At 72.5% G+C, this 11612-nt stretch carries 14 protein-coding genes and 1 tRNA gene; 1 reads left to right on the top strand and 14 read right to left on the bottom strand.

Going from position 1 to position 11612, the window contains the following annotated elements:
• Positions 1-119: 119 nt before the first annotated feature.
• From ACESL7_RS07295 to ACESL7_RS07230, 14 genes are all read right to left on the bottom strand, one after another.
• Complete coding sequence (locus ACESL7_RS07295; protein WP_372892654.1) at positions 120-1133, bottom strand: methyltransferase; 1014 nt, start codon at positions 1131-1133, stop codon at positions 120-122.
• Positions 1134-1635: 502 nt separating this feature from the next.
• A complete protein-coding gene (locus ACESL7_RS07290) occupies positions 1636-3075 on the bottom strand; it encodes an NAD-dependent succinate-semialdehyde dehydrogenase (protein WP_372892653.1) in 1440 nt (479 codons plus the stop codon).
• Positions 3076-3377: 302 nt separating this feature from the next.
• Positions 3378-3551, bottom strand: a complete 174-nt coding sequence (locus ACESL7_RS07285) for a DNA gyrase inhibitor YacG (RefSeq protein WP_372892652.1) — start codon at positions 3549-3551, stop codon at positions 3378-3380.
• Between the two features lie 49 nt (positions 3552-3600).
• Complete coding sequence (locus ACESL7_RS07280; protein ID WP_372892651.1) at positions 3601-4611, bottom strand: ribonuclease E/G; 1011 nt, start codon at positions 4609-4611, stop codon at positions 3601-3603.
• Positions 4608-5198, bottom strand: a complete 591-nt coding sequence (locus ACESL7_RS07275) for a Maf family protein (RefSeq protein ID WP_372892650.1) — start codon at positions 5196-5198, stop codon at positions 4608-4610. The genes ACESL7_RS07280 and ACESL7_RS07275 overlap by 4 nt, the downstream gene beginning before the upstream one ends.
• Before the next feature lie 3 nt (positions 5199-5201).
• Positions 5202-5420 (bottom strand): translation initiation factor IF-1, encoded by a 219-nt coding sequence (gene infA / locus ACESL7_RS07270; RefSeq protein ID WP_005620785.1) that lies wholly within the window; start codon positions 5418-5420, stop codon positions 5202-5204.
• An 82-nt stretch (positions 5421-5502) separates the two neighbouring features.
• Positions 5503-6393 (bottom strand): carbon-nitrogen hydrolase family protein, encoded by an 891-nt coding sequence (locus ACESL7_RS07265; protein ID WP_372892649.1) that lies wholly within the window; start codon positions 6391-6393, stop codon positions 5503-5505.
• 81 nt (positions 6394-6474) lie between these two features.
• Positions 6475-7065, bottom strand: a complete 591-nt coding sequence (locus ACESL7_RS07260) for a GNAT family N-acetyltransferase (protein ID WP_372892648.1) — start codon at positions 7063-7065, stop codon at positions 6475-6477.
• Positions 7062-7529, bottom strand: a complete 468-nt coding sequence (locus ACESL7_RS07255; RefSeq protein WP_372892647.1) for an arsenate-mycothiol transferase ArsC — start codon at positions 7527-7529, stop codon at positions 7062-7064. The genes ACESL7_RS07260 and ACESL7_RS07255 overlap by 4 nt, the downstream gene beginning before the upstream one ends.
• 4 nt (positions 7530-7533) lie before the next feature.
• Positions 7534-8013, bottom strand: a complete 480-nt coding sequence (locus ACESL7_RS07250) for a UPF0262 family protein (RefSeq protein WP_372892646.1) — start codon at positions 8011-8013, stop codon at positions 7534-7536.
• A 79-nt stretch (positions 8014-8092) separates the two neighbouring features.
• Positions 8093-9394 carry a histidinol dehydrogenase gene (gene hisD, locus ACESL7_RS07245; RefSeq protein WP_372892645.1) on the bottom strand — a complete coding sequence of 434 codons (1302 nt, stop codon included), beginning with the start codon at positions 9392-9394 and terminating at the stop codon, positions 8093-8095.
• A gap of 102 nt (positions 9395-9496) precedes the next feature.
• The gene (locus ACESL7_RS07240; RefSeq protein ID WP_372892644.1) at positions 9497-9976 is read right to left on the bottom strand and encodes a DUF2948 family protein; all 480 of its coding nucleotides are present in this window, start codon (positions 9974-9976) and stop codon (positions 9497-9499) included.
• Positions 9973-11241 carry a UDP-N-acetylglucosamine 1-carboxyvinyltransferase gene (murA, locus tag ACESL7_RS07235; protein WP_372892643.1) on the bottom strand — a complete coding sequence of 423 codons (1269 nt, stop codon included), beginning with the start codon at positions 11239-11241 and terminating at the stop codon, positions 9973-9975. Before murA ends, ACESL7_RS07240 begins: the two co-directional genes overlap by 4 nt.
• Positions 11242-11243: 2 nt before the next feature.
• The gene (locus ACESL7_RS07230) at positions 11244-11426 is read right to left on the bottom strand and encodes a hypothetical protein (RefSeq protein WP_372892642.1); all 183 of its coding nucleotides are present in this window, start codon (positions 11424-11426) and stop codon (positions 11244-11246) included.
• A 109-nt stretch (positions 11427-11535) separates the two neighbouring features.
• On the opposite strand from ACESL7_RS07230, the gene ACESL7_RS07225 reads away from it, so the two are divergent.
• Positions 11536-11610: transfer RNA gene (locus ACESL7_RS07225), tRNA-Thr, on the top strand.
• The last annotated feature ends 2 nt before the right edge of the window (positions 11611-11612 follow it).

Genomic DNA, 11612 nt, shown 5'->3' with positions numbered 1-11612 from the left:
GTCGTGCGCGCCCGGTCTCTCGCGCCGCCGTGCGGCACGCATTGCGGGGGCCGCGCGCCCGGACAGGCAGCCCCCCGCGGTCCGGATGCGCCCCGGCCCGCAGGCCGGGGCGCCGGGGATCACGACGGCCGGCGCCCGGTCGCCAGCTTCGTCATCCCCGGAATGAGCGGCACCACGTCGGCCTGCTCGAAGCCGGCGTCCCGCAGCCGCTCGGCGAGCCATCCGTCGGACAGCGAGCGCGCCTCCGGCGTGAAGGCGGTGTGCTGAAGCTGCCAGAGCGCCGTGTTCTTCGGTCCCGAGCGATCCTCGTCGACGATGAAGTCGTGAACGAGAAGCCGCCCACCGGGTGCGAGGTGGTCGAACGCGCGGCGCAGCAGGTTTTCGTGCGTGTGATCGGGCAGCCCCGACAGCAGGTAGGACATCAGGACGACATCCTGCTCAGACGGCCACTCGGCCGCGAGCGCGTCGCCCTCGCGGTAGGTGATCCGGTCGGCGAGCCCGGCGTCCGCGACATAGGCCTTGCCGAGGGCCGCGACGTTCGGGAAGTCCACCACCGTCGCGCGCAGTTCCGGGTTCGCCCGGCAGAGCGTGATCGCGAAGGCGCCCGTTCCCCCGCCCACGTCCAGAAGGCTGCGCGCGTCGCTCAGGTCGACCCGCTTGGACAGGCCCCGCGCCGGCCCGAGCGAGCCCGCGTGCTGGCTCTCGGAATAGAGGCGCGCCTCTTCCGGGTCGTCGAACCACGCGGCGTAGGAGCCGATCGCGTCGTCCGAGAGACGCCCGGCCAGCGCGTCGCCGATCTGGTCCATGACGGGATACATCTGCCGGCCCACCTGCAGGCGCAGGTAGTCGCCGAAGTCGTGCTTCGCACCGCGCACGAGGAAGGCCTCGGCCGCGGGCGAGTTCGCGAAACCGTCCTGCCGCCGCTCGGTCAGGCCGAGCGCGGTCAGCGCGGTCAGGAGCGTGAGCACCCGTTCCTCGGGCAGGCCGATCGCCTCGGCGATGGCGGCGCTGTCGCGCGGCCCGCTCGAAAGGCAGGTGAAGACCCCGAAATCGAGCGCCGCGAAGAGGGCCTTCGATCCCATGTAGCCAAAGGCGATTTCGGAAATTTCTTCAGCTTCGGTCAAGCTGCTCATGTCACGCTCCTGTGTTCTGCCATCCCTGTCGGATCACATGCGGGGCGTTCGTTACCCTATCCGGCGCCCGGTATCCATCCGCCGGCGCGGGCAAGCATCGCGTGCATCAGGACGGCGCCGCCCGTGGCCGGATCATCCTGCTTGGCGTATCCCGACGCCGTGACCGACGCGCGTCCGACACGCGACGAGGATCATCGCTGTCGGCGCGGCTGCGGCCATGTTCGAGGCGTCGTGCAGCGCGGCGCAACGCAGCCGCTTGTGCGGGCTGGCGCGCGTCCGGGCCGCGTGACGGGCCGTCCCTCGCCGCGCCGGCCGATCCCGCCGGCCGCGCGCAACGGTCGTGGCAGGGTGTCCCGAAGCCCGGGCACGCGTCGTTCCCCCGGACCAGGCCGCGCGCCCGTCCATGCCCCGCCGTTTCGCCGCAAGGCCGGCCCGACAGCGCCGCCCCGCGGGGGGCGACACCGCCGGGATGCGCCGCGCCTGCACGGGGCGACGCACAGGATCAGAGGTCGGTGTCGGTGACGAAACGGGTGCGCTGGAAGGCTTCCAGCCCCTCGATGCCGCCCTCGGAGCCGTAACCGCTGTCATGGATCCCGCCGAACGGCGTCTCGGGCGTCGAGACGAGAAGCGAGTTGAGCGCCAGCATCCCCGATTCGACGCCGTCGCGCAGGGCGCGGGCGGTCTTGCGGTCCGAGGTGAAGGCGTAGGCGGCGAGGCCGAAGGAGAGACGGTTCGCCTCGTCCAGCATGTCGTCGAGGGACGCGATCCGTGCCACCGGCGCGATGGGGCCGAAGGGTTCCTCGTTCATCACGCGCGCGCTGCGCGGCACGTCGCCGAGCACGGTGGGCGCGAAGAACGCGCCCTGATTGCCGATCCGCTCGCCCCCGGCGAGGAGCGTCGCGCCGGAGGCGGTGGCGTCCTCCACGAAACCCTCCATGACGTCGAGACGTCGACGTCCGATGAGCGGACCCATGACGGTGCCGTCCTCGAGGCCGTGGCCCACCTGCACGCCCCGGGCCACCTCCGCGAAGGCCTGCGTGAAGCGGTCGTAGGCCGCATCTTCCACGAGGAAGCGCGTGGGCGAGACGCAGACCTGCCCGCCGTTGCGGAACTTGCCGGCCGCGGTCATCTTCGCCACCTTCTCGACGTCGGTGTCGGCGAAGACCATCACCGGCGCATGCCCGCCGAGCTCCATCGTGCAGCGCTTCAGCGTGTCGGCGGCGAGGCGCTGCAGATGCTTGCCGACCTCGACGCTGCCGGTGAAGGAAACCTTCTTCGGGATCGGCGATGCGATCAGGTGCGACGAGACCTCCGCCGGCACACCGAAGACGACGTTCAGCACGCCCTCGGGCAGCCCCGCCTCCTGCAGCGCGCGGGCGATGGCGACAGCGGTTGCCGGGGTCTCCTCGCTCGGCTTGATGATGAGCGAGCAACCCGCGCCGAGCGCGCCCGCCACCTTGCGCATCACGTTCACCGCCGGGAAGTTCCACGCCACGAAGGCGAGCGCGGGCCCCACGGGCTCCTTGATCACCTCCTGGCGCATGCCGGGCACGCGCGCGGGCACCGTGCGGCCGTAGGCGCGCTTGCCCTCCTCGCCGTACCAGCGCAGCACGTCGATGGCGAAGCCCAGCTCGAGCCGCGATTCACCCACCGGCTTGCCCATCTCGAGCGTCAGGTTGCGGGCGATGCGCTCGCTCCGCTCTTCCAGAAGGCGCGCGGCGCGCTCCATGACCTTCTGCCGCTCGAGCGCGGGCGTCGCGCGCCAGACCTCGAAGCCGCGCCGGCTCGCCTCGAGCGCGGCGTCGAGATCGGCCGTCGAGGCGTGCGGGACCTCGGCAAGCACCTCGTCCGTCGCCGGGTCGATCACCGGCTCGGTCACCCCTTCGGAGCCGGCCCGGAATTCGCCGCCGATCAGCAGCTCAAGCGTTTCGTCGTAGGCCATCCTCGCCTCCCTTTCGTGCCTGGTTATGACGTCGGCTTAGCAGATGTCCGCACGGTTGCACGAGCAGGAAGCGGCGGCCTTCTCCGGAGGCGACCATCGCCGGCTTCGCCCGGACGACGAGATCGGACGCTGCCGCCCCGGTCGCCGCATGCCTCGGGGGGCCGGCACGATGAGCGTCACGCCGGCGCAGGCGCCGTCCGGGGTCGAACGACGAGGACCGGCACGGGACGCAGCGCGCTGGCCCTCCTGCTGCGGGATGACCTGCCCGCGAGGTCACGCAGGGACAGGATGCCGCGCGGGGCTCACGCGCGCGGGTCGCCCTCGTCCTCTCCGGGCAGCTCTTCGGCGTCGAGCGGCGGGCCGGGCACGGCGTAGCCGCCCGAGAACCAGCGGGCGAGGTCGAGGTCGGCGCAGCGGCGCGAGCAGAAGGGGCGGTAGGCCGGATCGGTCGCTTTCCGGCAGAGGGGGCAGGGCATTTCGCCTCCTTTCGCGGGCATGCACGGTTGTCGCGGCCGCGCGTGCGGGTCAGACGGGCAACGGCGGGCGGGCGCGCTGGCGTTGCAGCTCGACCAGCCCGAGCGCGGTCCAGCCGAGGAGCGCCGTCTGCACGGGGTCGTCGCGCAGCGCGGCCTTGAGCGCGGTCTCGATCGCCTTGCGGTCGCGCTTGGGGCTCGGCGCCGGGTCGATCACCACCTGCCCGCCGAGGCCCCGCAGGCGGAGCGCGCGCGGCACCGCCGTCGCCATCGCGAGGTTCGCCTTGAGCGCGGCGGCCGGCGAGGTGTCGGTGCCGGTGTCCACGTCCACGGCGACGAGCGCGCGCGTCGCCTCCACCGTCATGCGCGCGCCGCCCGGCAGCGTCTCGGACGGATCGGCCAGCGCCTCCAGCGCGTCGAGGGCGCCGCTGAGCTCGAGGGCGTCGGGCCCGCGCTCCACGCTCGCAGGCGCCGTCCAGTCGCGCCAGGCGAGCGCCTGCGGCCCGTCCCCCTCCAGCAGGACCGCGGGCTCGGTCCCCGCGTCGGCGAGGATCTGCGCCAGCGCGTCGGCGAGGGCGCGCAGCTCCTCGGCGATGGCGTCGTCGTCGGCCTCTGCGCAGGCCGAGCGCAGGATCACGCCGACGCCCTCGGGCGCCACCCCCTCGGCCAGAGCGGCGAGCGCCGCGCGGCGGTCCGGGTCGCGGATCGCGCGGCTGGGGTTCACGCCGGGCGCACCGGGGGTGAGCACCACGTGGCGGCCCTTGAGCGAGAGGCGCGTGGTCACCGGCGGCGCCTTGCCGGGCTCGGCGTAGCCGGTCACCTGCACGAGGAGGGGCGCGCGCGGGCTCACGCCCTTCGTCTGGCGGAGGAAGACGCGACCCTCGGGCGTGCGCAGGAAGAGCCCGCCCTGGCCCTTCATCGGCCGTTCGGGCGCGGCACGGTAGATGGTGCCGGGCGGCGGCGCGTCCGACCCCACGATCAGGTCGTCGAGCCGACCGTCCACCATGAGCGCCGCCGCCTCGCGGCCGCGCCACTCGCCGAGGGCCACGGTCCGTCCCTTCACGCGCCCGCTTCCCAGAGTGGCCAGCCCGCGCCCTGCAGGAGGCCCGCCGTCTCGGCGAGCGGCAGGCCCATGACGCCGGAGTAGCTCCCCTGCATCCAGGGGATGAAAGCCTCGGCCAGTCCCTGGATGGCGTAGCCGCCGGCCTTGCCCTGCCATTCGCCACTGGCGAGATAGCCGCGGATTTCCACCTCCGCGAGGCGCTTCATCTTCACGGCGCTTTCCACCTGGCGCTCCCAGACGCGGTCGCCGCGCCGGAGCGCCACGGCGGTGACGACGCGATGGCGCCGGCCCGAGAGCAGCTCGAGGAAGGCCCGCGCCTCCGCGGCGTCGGCGGGTTTTCCGAGGATGCGCCGCCCTGCGGCCACCGTGGTGTCGGCGGTGAGGATCAGGTCGTCCGGCCCCGAGTCGAGGGCCGCGTCGAGGGCCGCGGCCTTTTCGCGGGCCATGCGCGCGGTGTAGGGGCGGGGAAGCTCGCCCTTCGCGGGCGTCTCGTCGATGTCGGCCGGGCGCACGTCATCGGGCACAATGCCGAGTCGCGCGAGGAGCTCCTGCCGGCGCGGGCTCGCCGAGCCGAGGATCAGCCGCAAGGCTTACTTGAAGCGGTAGTTGATCCGACCCTTGGTCAGATCGTAGGGGGTCATCTCGACCTGAACCCGGTCGCCCGCAAGGACGCGGATGCGGTTCTTGCGCATCTTTCCTGCCGTATGCGCGATGATTTCATGGCCGTTCTCGAGCTCGACCCTGAATGTCGCGTTCGGCAGGAGCTCCTTCACGACACCGGGAAATTCGAGCGTGTCTTCCTTGGCCATGGTCTCTCCTGTCGTCGCCGTCCGCTCCGTCCGCGGACGTTCGAGTAAATGAGGGCAAACGCGCCCGTTTTCAAGCCGCGAATCAGCCGAGCGCGACTCGCTCCACGGTGCCGGTGCGCGCGGGCTGCTCGGCCCAGTGGGTCATGTTGAGCACCACGCCGTCGGCGCGGACATGCGCGATGGCCGCGGCGTCGATCTCCGCGTGGGTCCAGCCTTGGCGGTCGAGGTCGCCCGCGGCGAGCACGCCGGTCGCGGGAAAGCCGGTGTCGGGCGGGCCGAAGACGCCGCCGGCCCCGGTATTGGTGTCCACCGCCTCGGACCAGGGCGCGTCGCCCACGGTGGAGGCCATGACCGTGACGCACTGCCCCTCGAGCGCGCGGGCCATCGCGCCGATGCGCACGCGCCAGTAGCCGGGGCGCTTCTCGGTGCAGGAAGGCACGAGGAGGATCTCCGCGCCGGCCTCGACGAGGGCACGGGCGAGGAGCGGATACTCCGCGTCGTAGCAGATCAGCACGCCGATCCGCCCGAGCGCCGTGTCGAAGAGGCGGAGCGGCCCGCCGGGCGCGATCGCCCAGTCCTCACGCTCGAAGCGGGTCATGATCGCCTTGTCCTGATGGCCCACGGCCCCCGAAGGCGCGAGGAAATGCGCGCGGTTGACCGGTCGCGCCCCGATCGCCGGGTCGAAGACCGGCCCGGAGGCGGCGAGGATGTGCACGCCGTGCTCTTGCGCGAGCCGGGCCTGCAGCGCCGTCGCCTCGGGCATGCGTTCCGAGACGGCGCGCGCCGAGCGCTCCAGATCGCCCGCCGCCTCCGGGCCGGCGAGCGTGGCGAGCTCCATCGCGCCGTATTCGGGAAAGACGAGCAACTCGGCCCCCGCGACGGCGGCCTCGGCCACCCAGCGCGTGATCTTGTCCTCGTAGGCGGCCCAGCCGTCGAGAAAGTCCATGGGGTAGGCGGCGGCGGCGATCTTCATCCTTCGGTCTCCTGATCTTGGCGCCGGGCAAGGCGCTTGCGAAAGCGCCTTGCAAGCCCGTTGCAACGGGCTTGCCCGGGCTCAGAGGTCGCGCATCCAGAATTGCAGCGGTTTCCCGGTCTCCACCTGCGCGTCGATGTCCTTCCATGCGAACCGCGCGACGACGCCGGGCAGCTGCGCGTATCCCCGCCCGTGCCAGAAAGGATCGAGCGGGCGGTAATCCACAGGCCGCAGCGGGTGGTCCTCCGGCCGCACCACCGCGCAGAAGCAGACCCGCGCGAAGCCGAGCCGGCCTGCATGCGCCTCGCGCAGGTCGAAGAAGCGGTGCCCGATGCCGCGCCCGCGGTACCCGGGCAGGAGCACCGATTCGGCGCAGTAGAAGATCGTCGAAAGGTCGAGCCCCGTTCCGGCGAAGGCGGCCGCGAAATCCGCGGCGTGATCGGAAAGCGGCGTGCCCGTCGCCGCGCCGACGAGCCGCGCCCCGTCGAAGGCGCCGACGAGGATCGCGCGGTCACTCTCGCGGTAGGGCTCGAGATAGCGGCGCTCGTAGTCGAAGTCCCCATCGTAGAGATATGGAAACGAACGGAAAACCTCGATCCTGAGCCGCGCCACGTCGTCGAGCGCGGCCTCCAGCGCCGCGCCGGTCAGCGTCTCGACCCCGAGCGCGTTCACGCGCCCGCCTCCGCGCGCGGGGGACCGAAGGTTTCCAGCAGCTTGTCGGCGATCTGGTCGCGGCTCCTGCGGTAGGCGGCGAGTTTCTCGGACCGCGCCTCGCCGATGCCGGTCGGGTCGGCGATCGGCCAGTAGAGCACCTCCAGATGACAGAACCGCGTCAGATCCACCGCCTTGTGCCGCGCCGCCGGCGAGAGCGCGACCACCAGATCGAAGGACGAAAGGTCGTCGCCCCATTGCCGCATCTCGTCGAAGCTGCGCACGCGGTGCCGCGACAGCTCCACCCCGATCTCGGCGCAGACCGCGATGGCGAAGCCGTCGATCTCCCGCTCCGAGAGCACGCCGGCCGACTGCACGTAGGTCTCGAAACCGTAGAGTTTCTTGGTGATTCCCTCGGCCATCGGTGAGCGGACGGCGTTGTGGTCGCAGCAGAAGAGGACCGACTGGGGCAGGTCCCGCACCACCGGTTCACCCCCCGAAGTGCAGCACGCAGATCAGCGTGAAGAGGCGCCGCGCGGTGTCCTCGTCCACGTCCGCCTTGCCCTCCAGCCGCTCCATCAGGATGCGCGAGCCCTCGTTGTGGATGCCCCGGCGGGCCATGTCGATCGTCTCGATCTGGCTCGGCGGCAGCTTCTTGACCGCGTCGAAGTAGCTCTCGCAGATCTGGAAATAATCCTTCACCACCTGCCGGAAGGGGCTGAGCGAGAGGTGGAACTCCGCCGCCGTCTGACCGCCTTCGGTCGCCACGTCGAAGACCAGCCGCTTTTCGCGGATCGACAGATGCACCCGATAGGGGCCGGGCGGCACCGTGCGGTCATCGCGGCGGGGCAGGGCGAAGCGGTTCTCTTCGAGCAGGTCGAACATCGCGACGCGCCGCTCCTGCTCGATCTCGGGCGTCGGCGGCGGCAGGCTCGAGTCGTCGAGCTCGATGTGGCTGATGCGGGACATGGGCGCGCATCCGGTTGATGAAGGTGCTGCGCCCGTCACTAGCCCGCGCGGCCGCCCCGCACAATCGTCTCTTTCCGGCTCACCCGTTCAGCCTGTCGAGCCGGGCGGCCACCGACGCCCCGTGCGCGCCCAGCCCCTCGGCCTGCGCCAGCCGCTCCGCCGCCGGGCCGATGGCACGCATCGCCTCCGGCGTCATGCGCGCGGTCGTCGTGCGCTTCAGGAAGTCCAGCACCGAAAGCCCCGAGGAGAAGCGCGCCGAGCGCGCCGTCGGCAGCACGTGGTTCGGCCCGCCCACGTAGTCGCCGATCGCCTCCGGCGTCCATTGCCCGAGGAAGATCGCGCCCGCGTTGTCGATCCGCTCCGCGAGCGCCTCGGGATCGGCGACGCAGAGTTCAAGGTGCTCGGGCGCGATCCGGTCGGCGAGCGCCGCCGCCTCGTCGAGGTCGCGCACCGTGATCACCGCGCCGTAATCGCGCCAGCTCGCCCCCGCGACGTCGCGCCGCGCCAGCGTCTCGAGCCGAGCCTCCACCGCGGCGGCGACCGCCCGGGCGAAGGCGCCGTCGGGGGTGATCAGCACCGCCTGCGCGCTCGCGTCGTGCTCGGCCTGGCTGAGCAGGTCGAGCGCGATCCAGTCGGGATCGTTGTCGCCATCCGCGATCACGAGGATCTCCGACGGCCCCGCGATCATGTCGATGCCGACATGGCCGAAGACCTGCCGCTTGGCCTCGGCGACATAGGCGTTGCCCGGCCCGGTGATCTTGTCCACCGGCGGGATCGTCTCGGTGCCGTAGGCGAAGGCCGCGATCGCCTGTGCGCCGCCCACGCGGTAGATCTCGTCCACGCCCGCGATGCGCGCCGCCATCATCACGAGCGGATTGGCGCGGCCGTCCGGCGTGGGCACCGCCACGGCGAGGCGCGGCACGCCGGCGGTGCGCGCCGGCACCGCGTTCATCAGGAGAGACGAGGGATAGGAGGCGAGCCCCCCGGGCACGTAGAGCCCCGCCGCCCCCACGGGTCGCCAGCGCCAGCCGAGCGTGGCGCCTTCCGGGTCGGTGAAGGCGACGTCCTCGGGCATCTGGCGCGCGTGATAGGCGCGGATGCGCTCGGCGGCGAGCTCGAGCGCGTCGCGGTCCTCCGCCGAGACCTCGGCGCAGAGCGCGTCCACCTCCGCGGGCGTGAAGGCGAGGCGGTCGGGCGTCAGCTCCACCCGGTCGAACCGGGCCGTGAGCTCGATCAGCGCCGCGTCGCCGCGCGCGCGCACATCCTCGAGAATTGCGCGCACGGCGGCGTCGACATCGGCGCTCTCCTCGCGCTTGGCGCCGAGAAGCGCCGCGAAGCCGGCGTCGAAATCGGCTTGGGTCGTGTCGAGGAACTGGGGCACCGGCATCTCCCTTGGCTTGCCGCGACATAGCCAGCGCGCGCCCCGGTCTCAAGCCCGCACGCGGCGCCATGCCCCGCCGTCGGCGGGGTGCGCCGGCATGCCTCAGGCCCCGTGGTCCGGGGCCTTGCCCGAGGGCGCGGCGTAGGGGCGGGTGACGTCGCGAAGCCGCACCTCCAGCGCCTCGACCGCGAGGCGGATCGCGCCGTCGCCGGCGAGGACGAAGGTCAGCGTGCCCGGCCCCTCGGGCGGGCCGTCGTAGTCGAGCGCCAGAAGCGAGAGCACCGTGTCCGGATCGTCGCGGTCGATGCCGAGGCTCGACACCCGCTCCACGTTCTCGACGATCAGCAGTGCGCGCGTGCGCTCGTAGGGCCGCGCCCGCGCCTCGGCCGCCGGGCGATCTTCCCAGCGGAAGCGATTGACGAGAAGCGCGAAACGGCGGCGCCGGCGCTCCCAGCGCATCTCCGTCGCCGGGAAGACCGCGTCCTGGACCAGCGCGGAGATCACCTTCAGGTCCTCGGTGTCCAGCGCGCCGAGGTCGAGGGGCCTTTCGCGGCCGTCGGCGTAGCGCGCGTCATCGCTCATGTCCTGACCCGTTCGATCTTCGCGCCGATGGCGGAGAGCTTCGCCTCCACCTCCTCGTAGCCGCGGTCGAGGTGGTAGACGCGATTGACGCGCGTCTCTCCCTCCGCGGCGAGGGCGGCGAGGATGAGCGAGACGCTCGCGCGCAGGTCGGTCGCCATGACCGGCGCGCCCTTGAGGCGCTCGACGCCCGTGACCGTCGCCGTGCCGCCCTGCACCTCGATCCGCGCGCCCATGCGCATGAGTTCGGGCGCATGCATGAAACGGTTCTCGAAGATGCGCTCCTCCAGCACGCTGACCCCGTCGGCGAGGCAGAGCAGCGCCATCATCTGCGCCTGCAGGTCCGTGGGAAAGCCGGGGTAGGGGGCGGTCGCCACGTTCACGGCGCGGAGGCGGCCCTCGCCGCGTGACGCGGCGACACCGCCCTCGGTTTCGCGCAGGGTGATGCCCGCGGCCTCGAGCGTCTCGGCAAAGCCGGGCAGCAGGTCGAGCCCGCCGCCGAGGCACTCCACCTCGCCGCCGCAGATCGCGGGCGCGAGCATGTAGGTGCCGAGCTCGATGCGGTCGGCAACGACGCGGTGCGTCGCGCCGCCGAGCCGCTCCACCCCCTCGACCTCGATCCGCTCGGTGCCCTCCCCGGCGATCCGCGCGCCCATCGCGCGCAGGCAGCGCGCGAGGTCCACGATCTCGGGCTCGCAGGCGGCGTTCTCGATCACGCTCGTGCCCCGGGCGAGCGTCGCGGCCATCAGCGCGTTCTCCGTCGCGCCGACCGAGACGAAGGGAAAGGCGATGCGCCCGCCGCGGAGCCCGCCGGCAGGCGCGCGGGCGTGGACGTAACCCTCGGCGAGCTCCATCTCGGCGCCGAGCGCCTCGAGCGCGGAGAGGTGCAGATCGACCGGCCGCGCGCCGATCGCGCAACCGCCGGGGAGCGACACGACGGCCTGACCGTCGCGCGCCAGAAGCGGCCCCAGCACGAGGATGGAGGCGCGCATCTTCCGCACGATGTCGTAATGCGCGACGTGGCCTGTCAGCCCGTGCCCCGACAGGGCGAGGACCCGGCCCTCCTGCAGCGGCGCGACCTCGCACCCGAGCGAGCCGAGCAGCGCGCTCATCGTGCGGATGTCCGACAGGCGCGGCGCATTGGTCAGCGTCAGCGGCTCCTCGGTCAGCAGCGCCGCGGGCATGAGCGCCAGGCAGGCGTTCTTGGCGCCGGCGATGGGCACCTGGCCCGACAGCGGGCCGTTGCCCGTCACGACGATCGACTCCATGCTCACTGGTCTTCGTTCTCCGGAGGCGCGGCGCGTCGCGCGGTCTCGTCGGTGTCCGAGGCCCGGCGCGCGCGGGCCTGTGCCTTGCGCCGCGCGAGGTTCGCCTTGAGCGCCGCGCTCAGCCGCGCCTCGCGCGCGTCCTCTGCCGGAGGACGCGGCCGCCTGTCCTTCGATCCGCCGGTCATGGGGCTCCCTAACCCAGCCGCACCGCGGCGTCCAGATTGCGCTTGCGCGCCGCAAGCGAAGCGTCTACGACGCGCCCCGCGACGGGCCGCCACGCCGGCGCCGCGCCGGGCTGCCGTAGCTCAGGGGTAGAGCACTCCCTTGGTAAGGGAGAGGCCGAGAGTTCGAATCTCTCCGGCAGCACCATG

Source organism: Rhodosalinus sp., from assembly GCF_041685465.1.
In the GTDB taxonomy this organism is placed as follows: domain Bacteria; phylum Pseudomonadota; class Alphaproteobacteria; order Rhodobacterales; family Rhodobacteraceae; genus Rhodosalinus.
Note: the sequence above shows the minus strand (reverse complement) of the source record. Positions and strands in the feature narration are given on the sequence as shown.

Excerpts from the sequence above, each read along its gene's own strand:
- ACESL7_RS07250 (WP_372892646.1), bottom strand. The coding sequence starts at position 8,013 with ATGTCCCGCATCAGCCACATCGAGCTCGACGACTCGAGCCTGCCGCCG.
- ACESL7_RS07230 (WP_372892642.1), bottom strand. The coding sequence starts at position 11,426 with ATGACCGGCGGATCGAAGGACAGGCGGCCGCGTCCTCCGGCAGAGGAC.
- ACESL7_RS07285 (WP_372892652.1), bottom strand. The coding sequence starts at position 3,551 with ATGCCCTGCCCCCTCTGCCGGAAAGCGACCGATCCGGCCTACCGCCCC.
- ACESL7_RS07265 (WP_372892649.1), bottom strand. The coding sequence starts at position 6,393 with ATGAAGATCGCCGCCGCCGCCTACCCCATGGACTTTCTCGACGGCTGG.
- infA (WP_005620785.1), bottom strand. The coding sequence starts at position 5,420 with ATGGCCAAGGAAGACACGCTCGAATTTCCCGGTGTCGTGAAGGAGCTC.
- ACESL7_RS07295 (WP_372892654.1), bottom strand. The coding sequence starts at position 1,133 with ATGAGCAGCTTGACCGAAGCTGAAGAAATTTCCGAAATCGCCTTTGGC.
- murA (WP_372892643.1), bottom strand. The coding sequence starts at position 11,241 with ATGGAGTCGATCGTCGTGACGGGCAACGGCCCGCTGTCGGGCCAGGTG.
- ACESL7_RS07290 (WP_372892653.1), bottom strand. The coding sequence starts at position 3,075 with ATGGCCTACGACGAAACGCTTGAGCTGCTGATCGGCGGCGAATTCCGG.
- ACESL7_RS07240 (WP_372892644.1), bottom strand. The coding sequence starts at position 9,976 with ATGAGCGATGACGCGCGCTACGCCGACGGCCGCGAAAGGCCCCTCGAC.